This is a genomic window from Mucilaginibacter tolerans, from assembly GCF_030519375.1.
Classification (GTDB): Bacteria; Bacteroidota; Bacteroidia; order Sphingobacteriales; family Sphingobacteriaceae; genus Mucilaginibacter.
On sequence record NZ_JAUMKB010000020.1, the window covers coordinates 54,157 to 80,936 of the forward strand.

At 41.7% G+C, this 26,780-nt stretch carries 21 protein-coding genes; 13 read left to right on the forward strand and 8 right to left on the reverse strand.

Annotation, left to right across the window (positions count from 1 at the left end):
• Positions 1-222: 222 nt before the first annotated feature.
• Complete coding sequence (locus Q3A68_RS20485; protein WP_302903001.1) at positions 223-687, reverse strand: nuclear transport factor 2 family protein; 465 nt, start codon at positions 685-687, stop codon at positions 223-225.
• A gap of 500 nt (positions 688-1,187) precedes the next feature.
• Here Q3A68_RS20485 and Q3A68_RS20490 point away from each other — a divergent pair, with 500 nt between their 5' ends.
• Both Q3A68_RS20490 and Q3A68_RS20495 read left to right on the forward strand, forming a co-directional pair.
• On the forward strand, positions 1,188-1,532 hold the full coding sequence (locus Q3A68_RS20490) for a VOC family protein (RefSeq protein ID WP_302903002.1): 345 nt from the start codon (positions 1,188-1,190) through the stop codon (positions 1,530-1,532).
• Between the two features lie 29 nt (positions 1,533-1,561).
• Positions 1,562-2,182 (forward strand): HAD family hydrolase, encoded by a 621-nt coding sequence (locus tag Q3A68_RS20495; protein WP_302903003.1) that lies wholly within the window; start codon positions 1,562-1,564, stop codon positions 2,180-2,182.
• A gap of 1 nt (position 2,183) precedes the next feature.
• On the opposite strand, the gene Q3A68_RS20500 is transcribed toward Q3A68_RS20495, so the two are convergent.
• The 3 genes from Q3A68_RS20500 to Q3A68_RS20510 all read right to left on the reverse strand — a co-directional run bounded on the left by Q3A68_RS20500 (position 2,184) and on the right by Q3A68_RS20510 (position 4,671).
• On the reverse strand, positions 2,184-2,882 hold the full coding sequence (locus Q3A68_RS20500; RefSeq protein ID WP_302903004.1) for a uracil-DNA glycosylase family protein: 699 nt from the start codon (positions 2,880-2,882) through the stop codon (positions 2,184-2,186).
• A 4-nt stretch (positions 2,883-2,886) separates the two neighbouring features.
• Positions 2,887-3,777, reverse strand: a complete 891-nt coding sequence (locus Q3A68_RS20505) for a helix-turn-helix domain-containing protein (RefSeq protein ID WP_302903005.1) — start codon at positions 3,775-3,777, stop codon at positions 2,887-2,889.
• A 75-nt stretch (positions 3,778-3,852) separates the two neighbouring features.
• Positions 3,853-4,671: an SDR family NAD(P)-dependent oxidoreductase gene (locus Q3A68_RS20510; RefSeq protein ID WP_302903006.1), complete on the reverse strand. Its 819-nt coding sequence runs from the start codon at positions 4,669-4,671 to the stop codon at positions 3,853-3,855.
• 349 nt (positions 4,672-5,020) lie between these two features.
• Between Q3A68_RS20510 and Q3A68_RS20515 the strand changes: the two genes are divergently transcribed.
• The 4 genes from Q3A68_RS20515 to Q3A68_RS20530 are packed head-to-tail and all read left to right on the forward strand — an operon-like array spanning position 5,021 to position 14,242.
• A complete protein-coding gene (locus Q3A68_RS20515; protein WP_302903007.1) occupies positions 5,021-6,457 on the forward strand; it encodes a TolC family protein in 1,437 nt (478 codons plus the stop codon).
• Between the two features lie 23 nt (positions 6,458-6,480).
• A complete protein-coding gene (locus Q3A68_RS20520; RefSeq protein ID WP_302903008.1) occupies positions 6,481-7,656 on the forward strand; it encodes an efflux RND transporter periplasmic adaptor subunit in 1,176 nt (391 codons plus the stop codon).
• 35 nt (positions 7,657-7,691) lie between these two features.
• The gene (locus Q3A68_RS20525) at positions 7,692-10,946 is read left to right on the forward strand and encodes an efflux RND transporter permease subunit (RefSeq protein WP_302903009.1); all 3,255 of its coding nucleotides are present in this window, start codon (positions 7,692-7,694) and stop codon (positions 10,944-10,946) included.
• A gap of 2 nt (positions 10,947-10,948) precedes the next feature.
• Positions 10,949-14,242: an efflux RND transporter permease subunit gene (locus tag Q3A68_RS20530; protein WP_302903010.1), complete on the forward strand. Its 3,294-nt coding sequence runs from the start codon at positions 10,949-10,951 to the stop codon at positions 14,240-14,242.
• On the opposite strand, the gene Q3A68_RS20535 is transcribed toward Q3A68_RS20530, so the two are convergent.
• Together Q3A68_RS20535 and Q3A68_RS20540 are read right to left on the reverse strand one after the other, a co-directional pair.
• Positions 14,239-15,084: a hypothetical protein gene (locus Q3A68_RS20535; protein WP_302903011.1), complete on the reverse strand. Its 846-nt coding sequence runs from the start codon at positions 15,082-15,084 to the stop codon at positions 14,239-14,241. The genes Q3A68_RS20530 and Q3A68_RS20535 overlap by 4 nt on opposite strands.
• Positions 15,085-15,132: 48 nt before the next feature.
• Positions 15,133-16,053 (reverse strand): AraC family transcriptional regulator, encoded by a 921-nt coding sequence (locus tag Q3A68_RS20540; protein ID WP_302903012.1) that lies wholly within the window; start codon positions 16,051-16,053, stop codon positions 15,133-15,135.
• A gap of 192 nt (positions 16,054-16,245) precedes the next feature.
• Between Q3A68_RS20540 and Q3A68_RS20545 the strand changes: the two genes are divergently transcribed.
• Complete coding sequence (locus tag Q3A68_RS20545; protein WP_302903013.1) at positions 16,246-17,766, forward strand: aldehyde dehydrogenase family protein; 1,521 nt, start codon at positions 16,246-16,248, stop codon at positions 17,764-17,766.
• Between the two features lie 64 nt (positions 17,767-17,830).
• Positions 17,831-18,232 (forward strand): DUF779 domain-containing protein, encoded by a 402-nt coding sequence (locus Q3A68_RS20550; protein ID WP_302903014.1) that lies wholly within the window; start codon positions 17,831-17,833, stop codon positions 18,230-18,232.
• Here the strand turns inward: Q3A68_RS20550 and Q3A68_RS20555 are convergent.
• Together Q3A68_RS20555 and Q3A68_RS20560 are read right to left on the reverse strand one after the other, a co-directional pair.
• Positions 18,223-18,609 carry a response regulator gene (locus Q3A68_RS20555; protein ID WP_302903015.1) on the reverse strand — a complete coding sequence of 129 codons (387 nt, stop codon included), beginning with the start codon at positions 18,607-18,609 and terminating at the stop codon, positions 18,223-18,225. The genes Q3A68_RS20550 and Q3A68_RS20555 overlap by 10 nt on opposite strands.
• Positions 18,610-18,804: 195 nt before the next feature.
• The gene (locus Q3A68_RS20560) at positions 18,805-20,196 is read right to left on the reverse strand and encodes a Gfo/Idh/MocA family protein (RefSeq protein WP_302903016.1); all 1,392 of its coding nucleotides are present in this window, start codon (positions 20,194-20,196) and stop codon (positions 18,805-18,807) included.
• Between the two features lie 158 nt (positions 20,197-20,354).
• Between Q3A68_RS20560 and Q3A68_RS20565 the strand changes: the two genes are divergently transcribed.
• The 5 genes from Q3A68_RS20565 (at position 20,355) to Q3A68_RS20585 (ending at position 26,614) form a co-directional block, all read left to right on the forward strand.
• Positions 20,355-22,022 (forward strand): alpha-amylase family protein, encoded by a 1,668-nt coding sequence (locus Q3A68_RS20565; RefSeq protein ID WP_302903017.1) that lies wholly within the window; start codon positions 20,355-20,357, stop codon positions 22,020-22,022.
• Positions 22,023-22,025: 3 nt separating this feature from the next.
• Entirely contained in the window at positions 22,026-23,123 is a 1,098-nt protein-coding gene (dinB, locus tag Q3A68_RS20570) for a DNA polymerase IV (RefSeq protein WP_302903018.1), read from the forward strand.
• A gap of 157 nt (positions 23,124-23,280) precedes the next feature.
• Complete coding sequence (locus tag Q3A68_RS20575; RefSeq protein ID WP_302903019.1) at positions 23,281-23,841, forward strand: hypothetical protein; 561 nt, start codon at positions 23,281-23,283, stop codon at positions 23,839-23,841.
• 236 nt (positions 23,842-24,077) lie between these two features.
• Positions 24,078-25,043 (forward strand): hypothetical protein, encoded by a 966-nt coding sequence (locus Q3A68_RS20580; protein ID WP_302903020.1) that lies wholly within the window; start codon positions 24,078-24,080, stop codon positions 25,041-25,043.
• A 5-nt stretch (positions 25,044-25,048) separates the two neighbouring features.
• Positions 25,049-26,614, forward strand: coding sequence for a vanadium-dependent haloperoxidase (locus tag Q3A68_RS20585; RefSeq protein WP_302903021.1), 1,566 nt, complete (start codon positions 25,049-25,051; stop codon positions 26,612-26,614).
• Positions 26,615-26,780 lie beyond the last annotated feature (166 nt).

Below are 26,780 nucleotides of genomic sequence, written 5' to 3' on the forward strand. Positions count from 1 at the left end.
AACGCAGTATCAGCAGGTACGTATGTGTTAACCGGTAATGGTGAGAGATCAGTTAATACCAAAAGAATAACCAAAGATAACAAGGCAAAATGGGGGCCGTATACCCCCAATTGGGTGAATTTTCTATGAAATCCTATTATTTTACAGGGATAAAGAGTTTTTGGCGAAGAAAGTCACCCCGTTTTAAGGGGTGACTTGATTTGAAAGAGTTTAATTGATCCGTTAATTGTTTGCAATTACTTTCGGAGCGTCCATTCCAGGTTCTTTATCGTTAAATATTTTATAGACCTGGGCGATTTGCCACTCTTTATCATTTTTTTCGAGTACGAGGAAGTTTTGCTGTACACAATTGTCATAGCGAAAATCAACGCGCACCATAACCAGTGCGCTGCTTTTGGCAACTACTTCGTAGCTACATTCGCAATTTTGTTTAATGCCGCCTCCTTGTTTCATAGCATCAACAATATCTGGTTTAGTTTGAACAATGACTTTTTCTGCCCTTGGGATCTTAAACGTGGCGCCATCGTTCATTATTTTTCTCAATTTTTTATAGTCGCCGTTCATGTGGCTGGCGATATACTCCTTTACAACCTTATCGTAGTCGCTGGCGATTGGCCCGGAATATGCTGAAATGCTGAAGGCTGCCAATATCCCTATCAGACATGCCTTTAAAATTGTGATCTTCATTTTTTTAATCGTTTATTCAAATTTCAGCAGTGTACATCAGAGATAATGTGCTTATTAAACCATTAAATGTGCATGAATGACCATTTTAGATGGATTTGAAACTAAAGCCCGTAGTGTTTCCAGCGTCAAAATTCAGAAAATGCTTTCGAGAAGGTTAAATAGTTGTCGATAGAACTCTCATGTTTTTCGACAGGTGGTTCGTTTTTAGTCCGATTGGGACTACAGAATCCTCAGAAGATTAGGTGGTTACGATAAAAAGTGACTGCATTTTTTGTTTTTTACGTTAAAACAATGTTTAAGCAAAGCTAATTCCGATGCCCTGCCACCCTGGCGATGAAAACAAAAGCGCTGACGAAAGTCAGGCTCTTTCTTTTTTGTCTCCGTCTACTATGGATGCTACGACTTATTAAAAAAGCGTTCTTATATTTTATTGATAACTTAGTGTGTAATTATGTTATTGTGTAATTATGGATGCCATTTCAAGTTTTATTCTTAACGGGATGAGTCCGCAATTAATAGTGGCGGATATAAAACGTTCCATTAAATTCTATACTATAAAACTGGGCTTTTCACTTGAGTTTAATTATGAAGACTTCTATGCCGGTGTTTCTAAAGATGGCTATACCATTCATCTCAAGTTGGGCAAACCTTCGGCTGAGGAACGGAAAAATAGAAGAGACAATGAACACCTTGATCTGGTTTTCTCGGTAGATAATATTGAAGCTTTGTATAAGGAGATATCGGTCAACGCTATCGAAATCATACAGTCATTGAGAAGCATGCCTTATGGCAAGGAATTTTATATAGCTGACCCTGATGGTTATATCATTGGCTTCTTAGAATAAACGAAGCGAACGCTATATTTGCCCCGATTATGGCAGCATCTTTCGACGAAATCAATACCAAACTTGAAAAGTTAACCGAACTTAGCCGGGGCTATAAAGCATACCTGTATGATTGCGACGGCACGCTTGCCGATAATATGGGCGCACATAAGGAAACCTACATACAGGTTGCTGCCGGTAAAGGCCATAAGATTGAAGGAGATATTATTGATGAACTTGCCGGCTGGCCGGTGATTAAGGTGATTGAGGAGATCAATAAAAGGTATGACACCTCGTTCGATCCCCAGGAGTTTGTGGATCGGAAGTACAAACTATTCCTGGATCATTATATTGAAAACACGCTTCCGGTAGTCCATGTGGTAGAGCATCTGAAAACCCATGCGCAAAAAGTGAAAATCGGCGTTGTTTCGGGTAGCAAACGCGCGGCGGTTGATAAAACACTGAAAGTGCTTGGCATATACGATCTGGTTGAGGTAATGGTATGTGCTGGTGAAACAGAACATGGCAAACCTCATCCTGCCCCTTTTTTGAAGGCTGCGGAGTTGCTTCAAGTTAAGCCTGAAGAATGCTTTGTGTTTGAAGATGGCCAAGCAGGAACCGTTGCTGCCGAGGCGGCCGGAATGAAATGGGTGAGGGTGGACAAATTGTAATTTACTCTAATACGCTTCTGAAAGCATCCAGGTACTTTTCAATATAAAACTGCTTTGAGGCAGATGTATATTGCATGATAAATCTTGGATGCTCCAGCGCCATAATTTTTCCAAAGAATTTGTACTCATTATTCAGCTTTTTTAGGAATTTTTCGTTTTTACCCGTTCCAAAACAAAAACAGGTATCAGTTTTAATGCCTAAATCGATCTGCTTACGTATATTTTCCATCATGAAAGGAAAAACGGCATCAGTCAATTGTTTGCTGTCGTAATAATTATAATTGGTTTCCTTGCCTTTTTCATCTATTGATGTGAACCCAAGCGGGCAAGGCGAGTTGATATAAAAGTCTTTATAGAAAGCCTCAGGACCGCCGTAAGCGTCGATCATTTCATAAATAAATACGGACGACGGTTCATGCGATATTTTGCCTGTATATTGTATATGGCATTCGCTAACCAATCTTTTGGGATCCGTAAACGGAATGCCTGTTAAACCGCCGCCAAATCTGCCCGGGTTTATACCAAGTATAATATGCCTTTGATGGTTATCGTTATAATATTTATGGTAAAATGCTTCAACGATCCCCATCACATTGTCGTATTCCCTAAAAGGGTTCATGATGCGGATGCCGTTTGGCAGCGGACTGCCTGTATAGATTAATTCCCCATTGAATTGGATAACCCGATCAGCGAAATTCATGCGGTCAATTTACCAATTGCTTTTTAAATTGGTTTGGACTCAAACCGGTTTCCTTTTTGAATAACCTCGAAAAATAGGGCAGATTCTCAAAACCAAGCAGATAAGCAATTTCCGAAACGTTTTGATGTTCACCTTTTAAAAGGTTTTTTGCTTCGTTTACCAGGAAAATATGGATCAGCTCGATAGCAGTTTTTCCGGTTTCCTGTTTTAATAAGTCACTTAAATATCTGGCAGATAAATTCAATTGAGAAGCCATTGCATTTACGGTAGGCAGACCCTTGGTTTGCAACAAGCCTTTGCTGAAATAGGCAGATAGTGCATGGTTGAACTTGGAAACAGTTTTGCCTGATAATTCGGCACGGTTAATGAACTGGCGCTTATAAAACCGCTGTGAGTATTTCAATATCGAATCAAGATGGGTAAGCATAATATCACGACTATACTCGTCAGTATTGCTTTTGTATTCCGCCTCAATTTTGCTGTAAAGATCCCATATAATCTCTTCTTCTCGTGGCGAAAGATGCAATGCCTCGTTGGTTTCATAATCAAAGAAGCTATATTTCTGTATTTCGTCATGGAGTATGGAACCATTCAGGAAATCCTCATGAATAAGTATAAGAAATCCATCTTCCTCAAATTCAAGATTTTTAAACTCAACCACCTGGCGTGGTTTGATGAATATCATTGAGCCGTTTTCATGGTCATACTTTGTGCGTCCATATAAGATCACGCCGGAGATAATCTTCTTTAATCCGATGATGTAGAAATCGGTCGTAAATTCCCGATTACCCAAAGGGCAGGACACATTGCACCGGTGCAGGCCAATAAGGGGATGTTCAGGCGGAGCAAAACCGTTTGCCCGACTCATATCACTTAATGTTTTGTAGTGTTTCATAATGATCTGATAAAAACAAATCTACGCTGAATATCAGCGCAGATGTGTCAGTTAGAAAACATTATTTATTAATCATTAGTGTCCATGTGCCGCAGCAGCTACTTCATTCCATTGATCCCATTCGGCAAAACGGCCATCGTAAACCTGTTTAACCCATGGATAAGCTACTTTTCCAAGAAATAAGCGCAGCGGGGGATTTTCGCTATCTACCAGTTTTAACACAGCATCGGTAGTGGCCTCAGGTTTGCCAAAAATATCATCCGTTAGTCCTGCCTGGAAATCGGCTCTAACTTTATCATATTCTGGCATGCTTTCAGTATGGAAAGCTGATGCACCGGCCCAATCAGTGCTAAAACCATTTGGTTCTATCAGGCTTACTTTAATACCAAAGCCTTTGACCTCAGCTGCTAATGTTTCGCTTAAGCCCTCAACTGCAAATTTTGATGCATTATAAAGGCCTAATACAGGCAAAGCAACCAAGCCCAAAACGCTCGACAACTGAATAATATGTCCGTGACCTTGGTCGCGCATTACCGGTATTGCGGCTTGTGAAAGCCATAATAAGCCAAAGAAGTTAGTTTCTATCTGATCACGGGCTTCTTTTTCGCTGGTTTCCTCGATGCTGCCAAACAAACCGTAACCGGCATTGTTGATCAAGACGTCAATACTACCGAAATGATCTTTAGCCTTCTTGATGGCTGCAAAATCAGCTTTACGGTCATTTACATCCAGTTGTATAGGCAATATGTTATCGCCATATTGGTTTATTAAATCATTTAAGGTACTTAAGTCTCGTGCAGTAGCAACTACTTTGTCACCTCTTTTTAAAAATGCTTCTGCCCAGATTTTACCAAATCCACGTGAAGCGCCTGATATAAAAATTGTCTTTGCCATTGTTTTTATCTTTTATTTGATAAGCCAAAGTTAGATGGCTGATTGCAGACCGATTTATACAGAAGTAGGGAAGAATGATACATTTTTACATGACCACAAGTAGTTGATTAACAAAAATACTCTTGATATCTATTGCGTAACAATATTATAGCTTCTAATCTTATTATAATACGTTAACAGAATTGTTACCTGAATCAATATATGTTTTTGCCATTTTTGCAAAACACATCTGGCCTGTGATGGTATTAGTGATATTGTAACTAATCTTTTGATTATTATAATATTATTACTTATACCAATACATATTTTATGAGACAATATTCTATAAAGTAGCCAGTGGGTTTTTAATATGAAAGAGGTCATTTTCAACATGAGCCGTACCCGATTGCTATTATTTACTTTGCTTTTATCTTTTGCCGCGATTGTATCCAATGCGCAAAAGAATAAGCCCGCTACTATAACCCCGCCAGTAACCGTTCCGGATACAAGCAAAAACAGTTTATTAATGCCGGTTGTAGTTAGGGATAGCGCCGGTACCGGTGCGGAATCCTTAACACTAAGACAGTGTATAGATTATGCTATGCAGCATCAACCGGGCGTGAACAAAGCGTTGATCAATGTTGATATTGCGAGAACTACCAACGCTATCAATCTATCAGGATGGTTGCCACAGGTTAATGCCCAGGGGACGTTGAATCATTATATTCAAACCTCATCCAGCGGGTCATCCTCAGCTATAAGCAGCTCGGGTAGTTCGGTTAACCGGAATACATTTATCCCTGGAGTTTCAGTTTCACAAGCATTATTTAGTCCTAACCTGATGTATGCTGCAAGGAGTGCCAACCTATACATAAAACAGGCACAACAAGTTACCGATAGCACCAAGATATTCCTGGTTTCGGCAGTGAGCAAGTCATTTTATAATGTGCTTTTGACACTCGAACAGATCAACGTATTGAAGGAAGATACGGCACGTTTGGGCAAGAGTGTCCGGGATGCATACCATCAATATAAAGGTGGTATAGTAGATGAGACCGACTATGAAGAAGCTACGATCACCCTAAACAACTCAATGGCACAACTGAAACAAGCCAATGAGAATGTCGTACCCCAATATGCTATGCTGAAGCAGGTAATGGGTTATCCGCCCGAGAAGCAATTCAATGTAAGTTTCGATACCACCGAAATGGAACAAAATATCCATATAGATACTTTGCAGCAATTACAGTACGAAAAACGGATTGAGTATCAGCAGGTAAAAACTGCGCATGATTTGCAGGATGAGACTGTACATTATTATAAGTATTCATTCCTGCCTACGCTTTCGGCATTTTATAATTATAACCTGGCTTATGCGAATAATCAATTCTCAGATCTGTTCAATAAATCCTACCCAAATCAGCTGGTAGGCGTATCTTTTAGCATTCCGATTTTTACTGGGTTTTATCGCACTAACAACCTGAAAAAAGCTCGGTTGGAACAGAAGATAATCGATTGGAATACGGTTGATCTGAAATCGCAGATATACAAGGAATATGCCACTGCTTTGGGCAATTATAAGGGCAATTTCTATAACCTACAGTTATTGCAGAAGAATGTAAATATGGCTAAGCGAGTTTATTTTGTAGTGACTCTTCAATATAAACAGGGCATAGTTCCATACCTGAATGTGATCACCGCCGAATCGAATTTAATATCATCAGAAATAAGTTATTTAAATGCTTTGTTCCAGGTATTGTCTAATAAGATCGACCTTCAAAAAGCAATGGGAAATATTACATATTAATGCGTTACAACCAACCCCTCTCCATGAATAGAGTATTGTTAAATACGATTCTTATAAGCTGCCTTATTATGGGCGCTTGTAAAAAGAAACAACCTCCGCAAAACAATGTGGTGCCGGTTAATTTGTATAAGGTAAAGCAACAACAGGTTTTATATTACGATAAATATCCTTCAACCATCCAGGCTTTGAGCCAGGTAAATCTGTTGCCGCAGATAACCGGTGCTATTACCGCAATATATTTTAAGGAAGGTACCCATATAAGCAAAGGTGAGAAGTTGTATGAGATAGACAGGCGCATTTACGAAGCTGCTTATGATCAGGCAGTGGCTAATTTGAAAGTATCGCAAGGTAACCTGGTACAAGCACAACAAGACGCCGATCGTTACGAGTACCTGAATAAATACAATGCTGTTGCCAAGCAGCAGTATGATCATGCGATCATTTCACTGAATAATGCAAAAAACACGGTTAAGGCGTCTGAACAGGCCGTTAAGTCGGCAAAAACCAACCTGAATTATGCCATAGTATATGCGCCGTTTGATGGAACAATTGGCTTCAGTATGGTGAAGCTGGGTGATGTGGTGAATCCGGGAACAACAGTTTTAAATACCATATCAACGGACGATCCTATTGCTGTAGATTTTATTGTTAACGAAAAACAACTGCCACATTTTGAAGAATTACAGCTGGGGAAAAAGAACCTGCCTGACTCATTGTTTACCTTGTTGTTGGCTGATAACTCGCTTTATAACGGAGTTGGCAAAATATCGGTTATCGACCGTGCCGTTGACGCGCAGACCGGTTCGATCCGTGTGCGTTTGGTATTCCCGAACCCTAAAAAAATGCTGAGAGTTGGTATGAGTTGCGTGGTGCGTGTGCATAACCAGGATACACAACCACAGTTAGTATTACCAAACAAAGCAGTCGTAGAGCAGATGGGCGAGTACTTTGTATATGTTGCAAAAGACTCGGTCATCAACCCAACTCATTCAACTGCCGATACGGCAACTAAGCCTAAACTGATAGCTGCGCAGAAAAAAGTGCAGATAGGGCAGGTGATAGGGCCTAATATTGTGATCAAATCAGGTATTAATGAGGGCGATCGGGTAGTGGTAGATGGCGTACAGACACTACACGACGGATCGAAAATAACTACAGCTAATAAAGTAGCACCTTCGGCAGGGGGACGCCGCGGATAATGAACACAGCCTTCCGGGTTTAGAAGAAATAAGATATGATTGCTAATACCTTTATAAAAAGGCCCGTAACCGCGATAGTAATATCTATTGTTCTGGTAATTACCGGTACGGTATGTATTTTACTTCTGCCTATAGACCAATACCCTGATATTACCCCGCCTATAGTGCAGATAAACGGCCAGTTCACCGGTGCCGATGCACAGACTGTAGAACAGACAGTTGCTACGCCTATTGAGGAGCAGGTGAACGGTACGCCGGGTATGGAGTATATGCAAAGCAATAGCACAAATAATGGGCTAATGCAAATGAACGTCACGTTCAAAATAGGTACCAATATCGATGTTGCCGCCCTTGATGTACAGAACCGTTTGAGCATTGCTACACCATTGCTGCCATCAGTAGTAAGTCGTTTGGGTTTAACTGTTCGTGCGGTGAACCCGAGTATGTTGATGATGGTGGCGATATATGCACCGAAAGGGACGCACAATATTACCTTTCTTGATAACTACACCAATATATTTATACAAGATGCCTTGTCGCGTGTACCGGGTGTAGGTAATATCAGTCGTTTTACCGATGATTTCAGTATGCGTATCTGGATGAACCCGGAGAAGATGGCTTCTTATGGATTGACACCATCAGATGTAATAACTGCGCTTAATGCACAAAACGTGCAGGTGGCTGCAGGTACGGCGGGTGTGCCGCCACAATCCTCCAGCCAGACTTATGAGTTAGGCATATTGGTAAACGGTCGTTTGAGTAAGGTATCTGAGTTTGAAAATATCGTTGTAAAAACCCTTCCAAGCACAGGTGCTTTGGTTTACATGAAGGACGTGGCCAGGGTTGAGCTGGGAAAATTCACCTTCTCCAGCAACTCATTTGTTGATGGTAAAAGAGCATCTTACCTGCAAATTTACCAGGCGCCAGGCAGTAATGCTTTGGAAACTGCTAAAGGCATTTATGCCGAACTGGCTAAGTTGAGACAAACTTTCCCGGCCGATGTAGAATACAGTGTACCATTTGAGTCAGTTACGGTGGTAAAAGTCTCCATGAGCGATGTGGTGGGAACTTTATTAAAAACACTCGGCCTTGTAGCGGTTGTCGTGTTCCTGTTTCTGCAAAGCTTCCGGTCTACATTAATCCCAGTGTTGGCTATTCCTGTATCGATTTTCGGTACATTCTGCTTCTTTATCCCGTTAGGATTTACCATCAATACGCTTACCATGTTCGGCTTTGTGCTGGCCATTGGTATAGTAGTGGATGATGCCATCATTGTGGTGGAGGCGGTGCAGCATTATATCGACCATGATAAAATGTCGGCAAAAGAGGCAACTTATCAGGCTATGAAGGATATTTCTGCGCCAGTAGTAGCTATTGCGTTGATCCTGGCTGCGGTATTTGTACCGGTGGGCTTTATTCCTGGTATCGTGGGCCGTTTGTATCAGCAGTTTGCTATAACGATTGCAATATCGGTGATGATCTCGGCTTTCATTGCACTGTCCTTAACTCCTGCGCTTTGCTCTTTATTATTAAAACCAACAGACGAAAGCAAAAAGAATAAAGGCCTGAATAAATGGTTTACCAAATTCAATGCCTGGTTTGATAGAATTACGGACAGGTACACCGAAGGTGTAAAGAAAAGTATATCGGGTGCAAGGTATATCGTTATCCTGCTATTGGTGGTTTGTGTCGGGGCATATTTTATGTTTGAGCAGAAACCAACCGGATTTATCCCTTCGGAAGACGATGGCAACCTATATGTTACTTACCAGTTACCACCAGCATCGTCAACTGCGCAGTCTGTTGATGTAATGAAAAAACTGATGCAGGTGGTTTCTGCCACACCCGGAGTAGCTCATTATGCGGCATTATCTGGTTTAAACGTAGTTACAAATGCCAGCAACTCCAATAATGGTACTATTTATTGTCAATTAGCACCATGGGATGATCGTAGTTCATCGGATCAGCAAGTGCCTGGTATAATCAAAGTATTGCAAAAACGTATTGAGGATGCGGGCATACGCAATGCTAATGTGGAAGTAATCCAGCCTTCCCCCTTACCAGGTGTCGGGTCAACCGTTGGTTTCAGTATACAGATCGAGCAAAGAAGTACCACTGATAATTTGCAGCAGTTTGAGGATGTGGTAAATAAGTTTATTAATGAGGCGAATAAGAATCCGGCTATAACTAAAGCATTCAGCTTCTTTTCATCGCATACGCCAAACTATGCCCTGACGGTAGATCGTGAGAAATGTGAAAAGCTGGGCATTAATGTGTCGGATGTGTTTACTACTATACAGGCCTATATGGGCAGTTTGTATATCAATGACTTTACTACTTATAACCGCACTTTCCACGTAGTGGTTCAGGCGGATACAGCATATCGTACATTGATATCGGATATGAACAAATATTATGTGCGCAATTCAGCCGGGCAAATGGTGCCACTGGGCACAGTAATAAGTTATAAGCCGACTGAAGCATCGCCTTTGATATCACACTTTAACATATTCAGAACAGCAGAAATCGATGGCTCGGCTGCCGAAGGGCATAGTAATGCCGAGGCCCTTGATGCTTTAAAGGAAGTCGCTAAAAAAGTGCTGCCCGAGGGCTATACCTATGAGTTTTCGGGGATGAGCTATGAGGAAATAAAAGCAGGTTCGACAACGGTTTACATATTCCTGTTCTCAATAACCTTTGTATTCCTGTTCCTGGCAGCGTTGTACGAGAGCTGGTCAGTTCCGTTTTCGGTGTTACTGGCTGTGCCGGTGGGAGCGTTCGGAGCGATACTGGCCTTATTCCTGGTACCGGATCTGACGGATAACGTATACGCTCAAATCGGTTTGATCACACTGATCGGACTGGCTGCCAAAAATGCCATTCTGATTGTTGAATTTGCCAAGGTAAGGGTAGATTTAGGAGAAGAGCTGATCAAATCGACCTTAGAAGCGGTAAGATTACGCTTAAGGCCAATCATCATGACTTCGCTGGCATTTATACTCGGTGTGTTGCCGCTTGTCTTTGCGACAGGTGCCGGTGCTGTAGCCAGACGCACAATAGGTATGACCGTATTGGGTGGGATGGTTGCAGCGTCAACGCTGGCTATATTTATTGTACCGGTATTGTTTGTGCTGATCACCAGGGTATCTTATGGTAAAGAGAAACTAGCCTGGTTGCAGGAGCACAGGGAAAACCTCGTAGAAAAAGCCAAAAAGGTTGAGGCTCAAAATATAGACCCTGAATTGGAATATGAGATTCAAAAATCACGTGACCTGAGCAGAGCAGACTAAAGATGATTGCCAATACATTTATAAAGAGACCGGTAACTGCCATCGTGATATCCATCGTATTGGTAATATCAGGTGTTATCTGTATGCTTAATCTTGCCGTCGATCAATATCCGAATATCTCTCCTCCGAGTGTTTCTATCAATGGTTCATATACAGGTGCAGATGCAGAAACAGTGGAGCAGACTGTTACCATTCCGGTAGAGGAGCAGGTAAACGGTACGCCGGGCATGGAATACATGCAAAGTACGAATACCAATAGCGGTGGGGTAGGTATCCGGGTGACTTTTAATGTAGGTACCAATGTCCAGATCGCTGCACTCAATGTGCAGAATCGGGTAGGGATTGCCAAACCCATTCTACCTGCTGTAGTAAGTAAACTGGGGTTGACGGTACGAGCAAGTAACCCCGATCAGTTGATGCTGATCACCATATATTCACCTAAAAAAACACATAATATTACCTTCCTGGATAACTACACCAATACCTTTATACAAGATGCAATATTGCGCGTGCCCGGCGTAGGTGACGTCACTGCACGTACCGATGCTTTTAGTATGCGTATTTGGATGAATCCTGAAAGGATGGCATCCTATGGTATTACTACAGGGGATGTCACTGCTGCATTAAACGCACAAAATGTGTATGTAGCTGCCGGTTCTGTTGGTTCCCCGCCGCAAAACCCTTCGCAGGCATTTGAAAAAGGTATTTTGGTAAACGGAATGCTGAATAAAGCATCCGAGTATGAGAAAATTGTTGTAAAGACAATCCCTGCAACACATCAACTAGTTTACCTGAAAGATATTGCAAGGGTAGAACTGGGGAAGTTTACTTTCTCCAGTAATGCATTTACTGATGGCAACAGATGTTCTACCATCTCGGTTTATCAATCGCCGGGAAGCAACGCGTTACAAACGGCTGAGAATGTTTATGCTGAACTAGCCAGGCTTAAAAAGTCGTTTCCAAGTGATGTGGATTACATTGTGCCGTTTGAATCGGTAACAATCATTAAGGTATCCATGCAAGAGGTAATAGGGACACTATTAAAAGCGCTTGCTTTGGTGGCAATCGTAGTGTTCCTTTTCCTGCAAAACTGGCGTTCAACTATTATTCCCATTTGCGCCATACCGGTGTCCATAATGGGCACTTTCTGCTTCTTTATTCCCTTAGGGTTCACTATCAATACGCTTACCATGTTCGGCTTTGTGCTGGCCATTGGTATTGTGGTAGATGATGCCATCATCGTCGTCGAGGCTGTGCAGCATTATATTGACGAGCAACATATGTCGCCGAAAGAGGCTACCTATAATGCCATGAAAGAGATATCAGCTCCTGTCGTGGCAATTGCACTTATTTTGGCCTCTGTGTTCGTGCCAGTTGGTTTTATACCGGGCATCGTGGGGCGATTATACCAGCAGTTTGCTATAACTATAGCTATTTCGGTAATCATCTCGGCGTTTACTGCATTGTCGCTTACACCGGCTCTTTGTACCTTATTATTAAGACCAAGCCACATTGCCAAAGCATCATCCAATTGGCTGGATAAATTCTTCTATTACTTCAATACTGGCTTTGAAAAGCTGACACATAAATACTCCAACGGGGTGAAACGCAGTATTAAGAATGCACGGTATGTTGTGGTAATACTGGTATGTATTTGTGTGGGTACCTATTTGTTATTTAAGGCAAAACCATCGGGCTTTGTGCCATCTGAAGATGGCGGGCGGCTCTTTGTGACCTTTCAGTTACCAGATGCGTCAGCGACCACCCAATCGGTAAAGGTGATGGAGAAGCTAATGAAAATAGTAGGTTCTACGCCGGGTATTTTACATTACACGGCTGTATCGGGTTTTAATATTTTAAACGGTGGTGCCAATTCGAACGCCGGCTCCATGTTTTGTATGCTAAAACCCTGGGATGAGCGTACTACGCCGCAAACGCAGGTTCAGGGCATTACAGACAATATCAAAAAACGCATAGCTAAAGCTGGAATCAAAAATGCAAGTGTAGTAGTGATACAGCCGCCGCCAATAAGAGGTATTGGATTGGCCGCAGGCTTTAGTATGCAGATAGAGCAGGGCAACTCTACCGATGATATTCATCAATTTGAAAAAGCAGTGCAAAAATTTGTTGCCCAGGCTCACAAAATACCGGCCATTTCCACTGCATTTAGCTATTTTTCTGCACATACGCCAAGTTACGAGTTGACGGTAGATCGCGAAAAATGCGAGAAACTCGGTGTAAATATCTCTGATGTCTTTAGCACGATGCAGGCTTATATGGGTAGCCTTTTTGTTAATAATTTTACTTTATATAACCGCACATATCATGTTGTTGTGCAGGCTGATACAAATTACAGATCGCTGGTGTCAAGTATGGATAAGTATTATGTCCGCAACTCTGCAGGACAGATGTTGCCGTTAAGCACTTTAATCCATTATAAACCGACAATTGCACCACCACTGATATCACACTTTAATATATTTCGTTCTGCTGAAGTAGATGGTTCCATCCCCGAAGGATATAGTAGCGGGCAGTCTCTTGATGCCTTAAGAGCATTGGCCAAAACAGCTTTACCGCGCGGATACACATATGAGTTTTCAGGTTTAAGTTACGAAGAAATAAAGGCTGGATCGATTACTGTCTACATCTTCCTGTTTAGTATCATTTTCGTATTCCTTTTCCTTGCTGCATTGTATGAGTGCTGGTCGGTGCCATTTTCAGTGATGCTGGCTGTACCGATAAGCGCTTTTGGGGCAATAGTTGCACTTACTTGTTTACCTAGCATTACCAATAATGTCTATGCGCAAATCGGCTTAATTACTCTAATCGGTTTGTCGGCCAAAAATGCGATACTGATCGTAGAGTTTGCCAAAATACGCGTCGACCGTGGTGAAGAATTGCTCAAATCTACTATTGATGCAGTACGCCTGCGTTTAAGACCGATCATCATGACATCAATGGCATTTATCCTGGGGGTTTTGCCACTGGCGTTGGCAACTGGCGCAGGGGCAGCATCAAGAAATACGATAGGATGGACCGTATTAGGCGGAATGGTGGCATCATCAACTATATCGATATTTATAGTGCCGGTTCTTTTTGTGTTGTTTACCCGTTTCTCGTATGGAAAGAAACAATTACAATGGCTGAAAGACCACCATGAAGAATTGATGGAAAAAGCCAGGAAAGTGGAAGCGCAAAACATCGACCCGGAACTGGAATACGATATTGCCATGGCTCATGCCGAAAATAAAGCCAGCAGAGCTGAGCAGGAGAAAAATAAGGGAAAGGATAGTTAGTCTTTTGTCTTTGGTACTGGAATAATATCAATCAGCCAAATGCTCAATGCAGATATGATTACTGAAGGGAAAATCAACCCGAATAACTCAAAAAGATTGTGCGTATAAATATCTCCGCTGAATAACAAATAATAAAACAATACCGGAAAAGTCAATGGGAATGCAAATAAGAAAATTATTGCTTTTTTTTTATTTTCTGCAATATTCAAGTTGATAGCGATCAGGGTTGTTAATGCTATCGTGATGAAATAAGCTACTGAGAGGCTTAGCTGAAAATTGTACCTCTCGACAACATCCAAAGCGGTTTTTATGGGAGATATTGGTATAAAATCTTTGGTGATGATCCATAACAATACTGATATCGGAGTAGAGAACAAAAAGGTAAATAACCATACAGTCAATCCATAAATGACAGCATCTTTTATGGATTGTAACATTGGCCTTGTGGACTTAACGCCTGATGAATTAAAAGGGTACAGCCAAATAAACGAAATTGTACTAATAGCGTAAGCCAATGCTAAAAGGTGACCACCACCATAATTTTGCAAAGCACTTATAGTGTTTATCATTATAAGGGCGGCAAAGGTCATGATGAAAGTTGTGACGGATAAATTGCGCCTGATAAATGTCGGGTTGCCCGCCAATAATAAAGTTGCAAATAGCCCTAAAACCACCCAAACGGACATCAGAAATGCATACGGGACAGCGAAAGCTGTAATAATCCAGTCAGAGAAAGCGGGGAAATGAAAACCTGCAAATAGGAGGAGCAAAAGGATATAAATGACAGGAGTAAACAATAAACCGGAAAGCCAGACTTTGATAGTGTACCTAATTTCCTGCATTTAATGATATTTTCACGGCTAAGATAATGTTTTAGCTGTAATGGCGGGTTAGTTCAGGTTTTTGCGGTATTCGTTGGGTGTGATGCCTTCTACTCGCTTAAACAGTTTAAAAAAGTAGCTCAGGTTATTAATACCTACCGAATAACATGCCTGGCTGATCGTAACATTCATGTCTTTTAACAGTTTTTTGGCTGTTTTTATCCGTTCCTGGATGATAAAATCAACCGGACTTATACCAAATTCCCGCTTAAAGCACCTGAAGAATGTCGGTTTACTCATATAAGACAAGTCGCTGAGTTTATCAATAGTGATCTCTTCGTGGATATGAGCCTTAATATATTCTACTGCAAAGGCAAATCGATTGGTAGTGGTATGCTTACGATAATTCTCAAGTATCAGCGTCCGTGCCTGCGTTTGCATTAACCTGATGAACAATTCTTTCAGTGTAAAATCAGCTATGACATCTTTAGCCGAAATGTTTTCTGTACTTACGCTGAGTAGCCGGTCTACTGTAGTTTTTATTTCGAGGGTGTTTTTAAGGTGAAAGCATGAAGTATCTATTTTCCAGCTCCCATCTTTTTCAGTTTTCGGGAAGTTTTCGTTCAGCAGATTTAGTGTATCCTGTAACAGATCTGCATGGATTGCTAAAGCAATGCATTGTGTTGGATGCTGCGCATCTGCTTCAGGAAAATCAATTACCATTTCTTCGTGGCCGGGTACGATGACGCATTCCCCAGGTAGATAGTCAAATTCTTCCGAGCCAAAAAGGTGCATTACTTTTTTGCCCCGCAGCATTGTAGTGAGCACCATGTCATCAAACACCAGGTGGACTTTTTCCGATTGCTGCCGCGTCTCAAATACATTCAACTCGCAATGCTGCAAAGTATATACAGACCGGTTTTCGACCAATGTTTTTAGATCCTTCTCGGCCCTGAGGGGTAGCAATTTGGGTTTAAAATTGTGCTGCATCTAACTCTGTTTGGTCAATGATTTGGTTTAAACGCCTGAATGACAGGGAAAGTTGACTGTAATAAAGATAACAATAAACCGATAACTGCATATTAATATTTTATTACATAAAAGTGATAGGATAGTGCATAAACTGTATACCGACTGGGTTCTAATTTTATACTACCAATTTATTAAACACTATTATTTTTTATGGAAACCCAGTTAGCAGAACAACACCTTGTAGCAAGGCCGTCGTTTAAGGATCATTATGACAATTTTATCGGTGGCGAATGGCGAACCCCAATCAACGGACAATATTTTGATAGTATTTCACCGGTAGATGGGCGGGCATTTACAAAAGTGCCACGGTCAACTAAAGAAGACATTGAATTAGCGCTTGATGCAGCGCACGAAGCATTTAAAACATGGTCGCGTACCTCACCAACTGAACGAAGTACTGTCCTGTTAAAAATTGCAGCCATCATGGAAGAAAACCTGGATTACCTGGCTGCGGTAGAAACTATAGATAATGGTAAAGCCATTCGCGAAACTAAAGCAGCTGATTTGCCTTTGGCGATCGACCATTTCCGTTATTATGCCGGTGTTATCAGGAGTGAAGAAAGCACCGTAAGTGAGCTTGATGCCAATACCGTATCGTTAAATATTCACGAACCGATTGGCGTCGTCGGTCAGATCATTCCATGGAACTTCCCATTATTAATGGCAGCCTGGAAAGTGGCACCAGCTTTGGCCGCAGGTTGTACAGTAGTATTGAAACCCGCTGAGCAAACACCTGTTGGGATTTTAATATTGATGGATCTTATCAAAGATGTATTGCCAAAAGGCGTACTAAATGTAGTGACAGGCTTCGGTCCCGAAGCAGGTAAGCCGTTAGCAAGCTCGCCAAGAGTCGCTAAAGTGGCCTTCACCGGAGAAACTACTACCGGTCGTTTGATTATGCAATATGCGTCCGAAAATCTGAACCCGGTTACTATGGAGCTTGGCGGAAAATCGCCTAACATCTTTATGCCGAGCGTGATGGAAGCCGACGACGAGTTTTTTGATAAATGTTTGGAAGGTGCTGCCATGTTTGCCCTTAACCAGGGAGAAGTTTGTACCTGTCCGTCACGTATGCTGGTTCATGAATCTATTTATGACCGTTTTATTGAACGCGTAATTCAAAGAGTAGAAGCAATAAAGATGGGCCATCCGCTTAATCCCACAACCATGATGGGTGCGCAGGCATCGCAGGATCAATATGAAAAGATACTATCTTACATCGAAATAGGTAAAGAAGAGGGCTGCGAGGTATTAACCGGCGGGGCAAAAAAATATATTGATGGTTTGGCCGAAGGGTATTATATCCAACCAACTATTCTAAAGGGGCATAACAAGATGCGCGTGTTTCAGGAAGAAATATTTGGACCTGTGGTTTGTGTAACTACCTTTAAAACAACCGAGGAAGCTATAGAAATTGCCAATGACTCTCTTTATGGCTTGGGTGCCGGTGTTTGGACAAGGGACGCACATGAGTTGTATCAGTTGCCGCGTGCTATACAGGCGGGACGTGTTTGGGTGAATTGCTATCATGCATATCCGGCCCACGCACCATTTGGCGGATATAAGAAATCAGGTTTTGGCCGTGAAACACACAAGATGATGTTAAGCCATTATCGTCAAAACAAAAATATGCTGATTTCTTATGATAAAAATAAACTGGGTTTCTTTTAATAAATAAATCATCGTAGTTGGTGGGCACCACGGAATTTTCCGTGGTGCTTGGTTATTTTACATTATGAAATTAATACCAAGAGTACTGGTAACACCAGAAGCTGTAAAAATTATCAGGCAATTACGGGATCAGCATGGGGAGTTGATGTTTCATCAAAGTGGTGGTTGCTGTGATGGTTCGCAGCCCATGTGTTTTGAGAAAAACGAGTTTAAAGTAGGCGCCAACGATGTTTACCTCGGTGATATAGGCGGCTGTGGCTTTTTTATGAGCAATAGCCAGTTTGAGTATTGGAAACATACACAACTGACTATTGATATTGTACCCGGACGTGGATCAAGTTTTTCGCTTGAAATACCGTTAGGCTTGCGTTTTATTGTCCGTTCCAGGTTATTTAGAGAAGAAGAGTTGGAACACTTAAACCCTATATATTCGGGTGAAGAATACTTGGAAAACCATCAGGCATAAGTAATATCATCAAACACATCCTTCATTATCGGTTTAGATATAAAGGTGGTGACAAACGGATATAGTTTTGACCTGTTTATATCTGCAGGATTGACGGATGAGGTTACCACGTAAATCTTGATATTCTTTTGCAACGATTTATACAGTTCCTGAAACCTGTTGAGAAAGTCCCAGCCATCAAACATCGGCATGTAAAGGTCAACAAAAATATAATCCGGTAAGGATTGAGATTCCTGTTTCTTTTCTTCAAGGTAGTCTAATATAACTTCTCCGTCAAAGCAGTAAGTCGCTTTTTTTGATAGCTCAGTATTCTTGATGGTCATCTGAACTATTTTATGAAAAACAGGTTCATCATCAATAAGAACAAGCTTGTTCATAGGTTTTGGTTTTTAGTATAAATTAATAGGCAACAAGACTAATTAAAATAACTATGATGCTAATTTACCTAATTAATAATCAAGTAGTTAATTTGAAATATAACAATCTTGATACAATCGTTTCAGATTGCCGGTATATTAATTTTTGAAATTAACCCTGTCTTTTTTTAATTATTACTATAATTTTTACGGTTGTCAAACTAATTTCATGTTGACCGGATCCCAATGAATGATCTTATTCTGGAAATAGCTTTCATTACAGGCCAAGGCAGGAGCGGCCGCCCTGAAGCCGAATTCTGCGTCTTCAACCACTGGTTTTCCGTTACGCATTGAGTCGAAGAAATTATCAAAATGATCAAATGACGAATTATATCCTTCAGGCGACTGATAGGTTATTGTTTCGCCTTTTGGCGCTTGTTTGTCGGCGTCAGAGTATTTTTTGTTATACTCATCCGCAATAGCCTTTTGCATCGCTAAGGGATAAGTTTCATACGAGTCCCAGCCGCCATAGCCTGGAGCAACAGGCATCTTGTTTTTATGAATAGTAAAACCGTTATCGTCAGCAATATCAATTACGCCTTCGGAACCAATCATCCGCGTATAGCCCACTTCACCTTCACCACTGATGAAATTCACCTGTAATGATACCTGGAAGGAAGGATGTTCTTTTGTTTCGGGGTAATGAATAACTGCCGTCATCACATCGGGCACATTCCGGCCATCTTTCCAATAGGCAAGGTCAGCAACGGAAAATATTTTATCCGGTCCTTTAGAGTCAGTAATAAAATGGATACCTGATAACAGGTGCACAAACAAGTCGCCCGCAACGCCTGTTCCGTATTCCCTGTAATTTCTCCACCTAAAAAAACGGTTACTATCATAATTATATTTTTTCTGTTCTGTTGCCTGGAACCTGTCCCAATCAACGGTAGAAGGTGAAGCATCCAGTGGTATAGTATACTGCCATGCACCCAATGCACTTTGCCGATTAAAGGATGCTTGTATGGAGTTTAATTTACCGATGGCTCCTGCCTGATATAATTCTTTTGCTTTTTTAAATGCCAGGCTGCTCACTCTTTGGCTACCCACCTGGAACACCATTTTTGTTTCCTTTTGAACCTGTATCTCACCCAAGCCTTCGCTCAGATAATGTACCATTGGTTTTTCACTATAAACGGCCTTGCCTTTACGCATGGCATCTACGGCAATCCGGCTATGCCAGTTATCACTTGTCGCAATTATTACCGCATCAATATCTTTTCTTTCAAGAATCGCATGATGGTCATTAGTAGTAAAAATATTTGGCCCGAAAACCTCTTTTGCTCTTTCTAATCGCCCTTTGTACAGGTCGCAGCAGCCTACCAATTCTATGCCTTGAGAGTGCAGGGCAGCCTGGGTATCATTAAAGCCCATGATGCCCATACCAATAGTGGCAATACGTATTTTATCATTTGCTGAAATACGTTTCCCGGCCTGCAGGATTCTTTTTTCGTGTTCTTCCCTTGCGGCCAATGAAGTAAGGCCTGCTGAAGTAAGAATAATGGTACTGCCTAATTGCTTGATAAATTTTCTGCGGTCAGATGACATGGTGTTATACTGTTAAGTAAAAAATAATTGGTTATTGGTAAGCCTGGGGAAGGCTTATGCAATTGCAAGATAATAAAAGATGTATAAGCGTTACAGGTTAATCAAAAAATATAAATAGATGGGTTAAATCACTATTTTCATGGCACTAATTTAATCCTATGAACAGACGACATTTTGTAAAGTTATCCGCCTTAACATCCGCCAGTTTATTATTCAACCGGCTAACTTCTTTAGCTTCAGATAATTCATCTGTGATAAATCCTCCTGATGAAGTTTGGGCAAAATCAGGCGACCTATGGCACAAGCTTAATCACCAGCTTGCTTTGTCTTACAGTCATGGGCCAATCGTGGTAGTGATGAAGCAAGCTGGCAATGGATTGTCGATTGATGCACAATCACCGGGTAAGCCGTTAAACGCAATCAAGCTAAAATGGAAACATCACACCGCTAATAATACAAAGGTTCTGGGTGATCATTATGAGCGTTCGTACGGCGATCTGGCATGGAAAGATGTTAATGCAGCAAATAAAAATCCATGGTATGTGTTATTAAATGATGGTAAAGACACGGCTTGTTTTGGGGTTAAGACAGGTTGCAACGCTATTTGTTGGTGGTCGGTAGGTGCCGAAACACTGGAGTTGACCATGGATACGCAATCGGGTGGGGTTGGTGTGCAATTGGGTGACAGACAACTGCATGCCGCGGAGGTAATTGCGATGAAAAGCTCCGAAGGGGAATCTGCTTTTGCAAGCACGCAACGTTTTTGCCGGATGATGTGCCCAAAGCCACGTTTACCTAAACAACCTGTTTACGGTATCAACGACTGGTATTTTGCTTATGGGAATAACTCAGCGGAACTGATCAAACAAATAACGGCTTTGATGACTGATCTGGCACCGGATACCAATAACAGGCCATTTTCGGTGATTGACGCAGGATGGGCCACGTATTCTCCTTTGTTGCCGGGAGATGGGGGCTTTATGGATGATTTTTCCAAACCGAACGATAAGTTTAAAGATATGCATCAGATGGCTTTGGATATTGAAAAGCTGGGCATGCAGCCCGGTTTGTGGACAAGACCTCTTTGTGCCAGTTATAAGGATAAAGGCAGTTTGCTGCTACCAAAAATTCCCGGACGTGATGACCCCAAAGCGCCAATTTTAGATCCGACCATTGATGAGAATCTGGCCCGTATAAAACATAACATCGCTACTTATAAAAAATGGGATTATAAACTGGTAAAACATGACTACACCACCTATGATATTATGGGAACATGGGGGATGGGCATGAAAGACACGCTGACCATACCAGGCTGGCGATTTCAGGACAACAGGCGGACGACTGCGGAGATCATCAATAACCTTTATCATCTCATCCGCGAAACTGCCGGAGATATGTATATAATAGGATGCAATACTATGAGCCATTTATCAGCGGGTGTATTTGAGATGAACCGCATTGGCGATGATACCAGTGGCAAGGAATGGGACCGTACGCGTAAAATGGGCGTGAATACTTTAGGCTTCCGCATAGCGCAGCATAATGCCTTTTATGCAACAGACGGAGATTGTGTGGGTATAACAAAAGATATTGCCTGGAGCCGCAATAATCAATGGATGCAACTGTTAGCTGAAAGTGGAACGCCATTATTTATATCGCCACAACCGGATGCCTTAGGCCAGGAACAAAAAGCTTATATTAAAGAATGCTTTACAAAGGCAGCCAAAGTACAAACAACAGGAGAGCCATTGGATTGGATGACCAATCCGCAACCTGCAAAATGGAAACTTGACGAAAGGGATGTTACATTTGATTGGAGTTGATTAATGGACAAACAGCCTCACCGCAAAATCATCCACATTGATATGGATGCCTTTTACGCTTCCGTAGAACAAAGGGATAACCCGGAGCTCAAAGGCAAGGCTATTGCTGTAGGGGGCTCGCCGGAAGGCAGAGGAGGTGTGGTCGCTACGGCAAGTTATGAGGCGCGGAAGTTTGGAGTACGTTCGGCGATGCCGTCCAAGAAAGCGCTGCAGCTTTGTCCGCATATTATATTTATAAAGCCACGGTTTGCGGTATATAAGGAGGTTTCGCAAAAGATTAGGGAAATTTTCAGGCGATATACTGATCTGATCGAGCCATTGTCATTAGATGAGGCTTATCTGGATGTAACGCAGGATAAACAGAATATCGGTTCGGCGATAGATGTTGCCAAGTTAATTAAGCAGGCTATTAATGATGAGCTGCAACTGACCGCATCTGCCGGGGTATCTGTTAATAAGTTTGTAGCCAAAATAGCCTCGGATATGGATAAGCCGGATGGTTTAACTTTTATCGGACCATCCTCTATCGAGTCCTTTATGGAAAAACTCCCGGTAGAAAAATTCTTTGGTGTAGGCAAGGTTACCTCCGATAAGATGAAACGTATGGGCCTGTTTACGGGGGCTGACCTAAAGAAGCTGCCTGAAGATGATATGATAAAGCATTTTGGTAAAGCTGGCAGGTTTTATTATCAGATTGCCAGGGGAATTGACATTCGTGAAGTGCAGCCAAACCGTGAAACCAAGTCAATAGGAGCAGAGGACACTTTTGCCTATGATCTGACAGAGATCGATGAAATGAACGTTGAATTGGATAAGCTGGCTCAAACTGTTGCTAACCGGGTAGAAAGTTACCAGTTAAAAGGGCGAACCATCACTTTAAAAATAAAATACAGCGACTTCAGGCAAATAACCCGTAATTATTCAGTCACCAAACCCGTCAATGATTTTACAACTATCGCTGATGCTGCCAAAAAGTTACTCCTCGCTACCGAACCTGAAGGCAAAAGAATCAGGTTATTAGGTGTTACACTATCAAATTTTGGTGAGATAATTTCCAGGCATAAAGGCCCTGATAACCCGGAACAATTGGAGCTATTTTAGTGTAAAGCAAACATCCGAAGGAGGCAATTTTTACAAAAAAACATTAAATAAATAAGCTATTCGCGCTTTTTTATCTTTTATAAAACAAAGTTTTTTTTGGATTGTAACGAATCTTTTATATTTTCACCAGCATTATAACCGATAACAAACCAGCTTCTTGAAGAAATTAGTCGCAATATTGCTTTTGAGCATGCACCTGTTTTACCTGGGTGGATATATGCTGGCTTTTCAATACTTCATGAATCGGTCTGATGATCAGATAGTTGGTCAGTTATATAGTAACGGTGCTAATTCTTCCAAACTGATCAAATTGAAAATTCCGGTTCACATGCCGACTTTGGATGATTGGACCGATTATGCTAATATACAAGGGCAGGTACAGGTCAAAGATGCATACTATAACTATGTACGTCTGAAGATGACCAAGGATACATTGTACCTGATCTGTTTACCGAATACAGTTAAGGCAAACCTGGCAAAGGCAAATATCATTATGACCAAGAATCTTAACGATATTCCTTTAAGTAAAAAAGGCCCTAATAACTCCTCCACAAAAAAAGCTGAATCTGCTTCTTCATATGATCATTTTTACCAGATCGTGAAGTGTGATTATACTCCGTTGGCTGAATTGGTTAAAATAAACGTACGCTCAGAAGTATTTCATCTGAGTAATCCCTACATTGAATCCCCCGGCAAACCGCCGAATGCTTCCTGCTAAGCTACTTGCTTATTTCCCTCGTATTTGAGTTATCACTTATTGTGACGGGATTTATCATGGTTCATGCAAATGATCTCGTGCGAAAATCAATAAGTTTTTCCTGAAATTCTATCCGAGAGTTGATCTGAGTAGTCGCTTTTCACTTTGGTTCATTGCGTTTAACTGTAAACTTGACACGCAAATGGCCCTACATCACCTATTAACTTATTAACCATTAACTATTGATCAATAAACTCATGATGAAACATTTACTCACGCGTTATTACAAATGCATCGCCATTGTAGCCGTTTTTTGTGCTTCTATTCAGCAAGCATCGGCACAAATGGAGAACGACGGGATTATGATCCCTAAAAATTACATCTGTGCCGGGCCCATGTTCAGTACATCCAGTTGGACAAACTATTGGGAAGGCACCTATAAACGGAACAATGGAAACATTGGCAAGGTAACCACCAATATGTACTCTTTTATGGCTACATACGGTATTACCAATGACCTGATTGTAACTGCTGGAGTACCCTATATTACCAGTAAGGCTTCAGCCGGAACGCTGCACGAGCAAAAAGGCATACAGGATCTTTCTCTTAACCTGAAATGGAGAGCATACAGATTAAAAACGGATAAAGGCACTTTGTCATTATTTGCAAGTCTGACAGGATCGATTCCATTGTCCGACTACGAAGCCGACTTTCTTCCCCTGGCTTTAGGATCACATAGTAAGAATTTTACGGCCAGAGCGGTTATAGACTATAATTATGGCAAGGTGTTCTTCACAGGATCCGGTGCGTATATGACAAGAAGTAATATCACTATCGATCGGGGTTCATACTACACAACCGAGCTGATCTACAGCAACCAGGTAGAGCTGCCACAAATGTCTGATTATAACTTCAGAGCTGGTTATCGCAGCAAATATCTGATCGTTGAAGGTATTGCCGATATCAGCACTTCTTTAGGTGGTTTTGACATCCGCAAAAACGATATGCCGTTCCCAAGCAACCGCATGAATATGACCAGTGTTGGTGGAAACATAAGATACCGTTTGAAATCTTTTTACGGGCTTGAGTTTTCGGCAGGAGACGATTATGTGGTCAATGGCAGAAACGTAGGTCAAAGCAATATGATCCATGGCGGTATCACTTATATTTTCGGCCTGGCAAGGCAAAAAACGGTTCAGGATAAAGACAGCTTTAAAAATTAATGACGATGAAAAGAATTATACAAAATATAGCAACAGCCCTTTTAATTGCGATGATCGCTTCTTCGCTTTTATCATGCAGAAAAGAAGTTATCAGCAGGGTGAATCAGTATCCAGCCCTGGCACCAACTAATTTGGACCTGAATGCAGATACCTGGAGACCGGTATTGGTTACCGACCCGACTGTATTCACTGTTGCGGCACCAGATGCAACAACCTCCCCGGCTTACATAGCTGATCTGAACGAAATTAAAGGTTATCAGCGTAGTTTAACTGATGATCAGCGGGCTATCATAAAATACTGGAGCGCAGGTGCTGTTTTAAGATGGAACGAGATTATGCGCGACTTAGTGGCAAAACATAATGTTCCGCCATACCAAAATCCCGATGGAAGTTATCCGGCTCCGAGCTCCGCAAATCCGTTCAATTATCCCGAATTTCCGTTTTCAAACCCGCCATTTGCCGCACGTGCCTACGCATATTTAAGTGCTGCAGAATATGATGCATTAATTGTGGCCTATCATTATAAAAACCAATATAACAGGTCGGCACCATATAAAAATGATGTGACAATTCAGGCTTTGATACCTAAGTCGGATTTGCCATCATACCCAAGTGAAGATGCAGTGGTTGCAGGTGCAGCCGTGCAGATCATGAAGATGATGTTCCCGACTGAAATAAACTACATAGAACAAAAAGCAGAAGAAGAAAAACAATATCGCATTATGGCTGGTGCCAATACTCGTGGTGAACTAAATGCCGGAGAGGCATTAGGCATACAAGTTGCAAATGTATTTACTGCAAGGGCACGCACTGATAAAGCGGGAACAGCTGGTGGTAATAAAACAATTTGGGCAAATTTGGCAAGCAAAACTATCGCTAAAGGCGAAACCGCCTGGGTAAGTCTTGAAACTCCGAAAAGGCCGCCGATGTTGCCTTTATTTAATAAAGTAAGCCCTTTCCTCTTCGATACTCTGACCGTTGTGGCCTTAAGGCCAGGCCCGCCACATTCTACAGGTTCGCCGGAATTTGCAGCAGACCAGAAAGAGGTATTATATTATAGTCAGCATGCTACAAGAGAAAATGAAGCATTGGTTGCTTTTTGGGCAGATGGCGTGGCAACCTATACTCCGGCGGGTCACTGGAATGCCATTGCCGCTGATGAATTTGTAAAACAGCATTATAGCGAGGTGCGCTGGGCGAGGAATTTTGCTTTGTTGAATATGGCTGAGATGGACGCAGCTATTGTATGCTGGGATACTAAATATGCCTATTTCAATCCACGCCCTTCGCAGGTTAATAGCGTTGTGAAAACATTGACAGGTGTGCCAAACTTCCCGTCTTATACGTCGGGCCACTCCAACTTCAGTTCGGCTGCGGCAACTGTATTAACTTATTTGTTACCGGACAGAGGTACGAAATTTACGAATCTGGCACAGCAGGCATCACTTTCGAGACTTGTAGGAGGAATTCACACCCGCCAGGATATTGAAGTTGGCCAGGCAACCGGAAAAGCTGTTGGTCAGTATGCTGTTCAAAGAGGTCAATCAGACGGTGCGGGAATAGGTAATTAATACAATCAATAAGATGAAGTATCTGTTCAGAATATTCTTTGTTTTGCTGGTAGCAGTGAACATGGTTTCATGTCGCCACAAAGAAATCGGCCCGATCGATGATGCAGGGGTGTTGCATGAGAATGAGGACCAGCTGACGAATGTGATCATCTATGATGTGTTCACG

What these genes read in the sequence shown, in the direction of transcription:
- Q3A68_RS20525 (WP_302903009.1), top strand. Translation starts at nt 7,692, where the DNA reads ATGATTGCTAATACCTTTATAAAAAGGCCCGTAACCGCGATAGTAATA.
- Q3A68_RS20535 (WP_302903011.1), bottom strand. Translation starts at nt 15,084, where the DNA reads ATGCAGGAAATTAGGTACACTATCAAAGTCTGGCTTTCCGGTTTATTG.
- dinB (WP_302903018.1), top strand. Translation starts at nt 22,026, where the DNA reads ATGGACAAACAGCCTCACCGCAAAATCATCCACATTGATATGGATGCC.
- Q3A68_RS20505 (WP_302903005.1), bottom strand. Translation starts at nt 3,777, where the DNA reads ATGAAACACTACAAAACATTAAGTGATATGAGTCGGGCAAACGGTTTT.
- Q3A68_RS20550 (WP_302903014.1), top strand. Translation starts at nt 17,831, where the DNA reads ATGAAATTAATACCAAGAGTACTGGTAACACCAGAAGCTGTAAAAATT.
- Q3A68_RS20540 (WP_302903012.1), bottom strand. Translation starts at nt 16,053, where the DNA reads ATGCAGCACAATTTTAAACCCAAATTGCTACCCCTCAGGGCCGAGAAG.
- Q3A68_RS20555 (WP_302903015.1), bottom strand. Translation starts at nt 18,609, where the DNA reads ATGAACAAGCTTGTTCTTATTGATGATGAACCTGTTTTTCATAAAATA.
- Q3A68_RS20520 (WP_302903008.1), top strand. Translation starts at nt 6,481, where the DNA reads ATGAATAGAGTATTGTTAAATACGATTCTTATAAGCTGCCTTATTATG.
- Q3A68_RS20530 (WP_302903010.1), top strand. Translation starts at nt 10,949, where the DNA reads ATGATTGCCAATACATTTATAAAGAGACCGGTAACTGCCATCGTGATA.
- Q3A68_RS20485 (WP_302903001.1), bottom strand. Translation starts at nt 687, where the DNA reads ATGAAGATCACAATTTTAAAGGCATGTCTGATAGGGATATTGGCAGCC.
- Q3A68_RS20515 (WP_302903007.1), top strand. Translation starts at nt 5,021, where the DNA reads ATGAAAGAGGTCATTTTCAACATGAGCCGTACCCGATTGCTATTATTT.
- Q3A68_RS20545 (WP_302903013.1), top strand. Translation starts at nt 16,246, where the DNA reads ATGGAAACCCAGTTAGCAGAACAACACCTTGTAGCAAGGCCGTCGTTT.
- Q3A68_RS20495 (WP_302903003.1), top strand. Translation starts at nt 1,562, where the DNA reads ATGGCAGCATCTTTCGACGAAATCAATACCAAACTTGAAAAGTTAACC.
- Q3A68_RS20490 (WP_302903002.1), top strand. Translation starts at nt 1,188, where the DNA reads ATGAGTCCGCAATTAATAGTGGCGGATATAAAACGTTCCATTAAATTC.
- Q3A68_RS20500 (WP_302903004.1), bottom strand. Translation starts at nt 2,882, where the DNA reads ATGAATTTCGCTGATCGGGTTATCCAATTCAATGGGGAATTAATCTAT.
- Q3A68_RS20560 (WP_302903016.1), bottom strand. Translation starts at nt 20,196, where the DNA reads ATGTCATCTGACCGCAGAAAATTTATCAAGCAATTAGGCAGTACCATT.
- Q3A68_RS20565 (WP_302903017.1), top strand. Translation starts at nt 20,355, where the DNA reads ATGAACAGACGACATTTTGTAAAGTTATCCGCCTTAACATCCGCCAGT.
- Q3A68_RS20585 (WP_302903021.1), top strand. Translation starts at nt 25,049, where the DNA reads ATGAAAAGAATTATACAAAATATAGCAACAGCCCTTTTAATTGCGATG.
- Q3A68_RS20580 (WP_302903020.1), top strand. Translation starts at nt 24,078, where the DNA reads ATGATGAAACATTTACTCACGCGTTATTACAAATGCATCGCCATTGTA.
- Q3A68_RS20510 (WP_302903006.1), bottom strand. Translation starts at nt 4,671, where the DNA reads ATGGCAAAGACAATTTTTATATCAGGCGCTTCACGTGGATTTGGTAAA.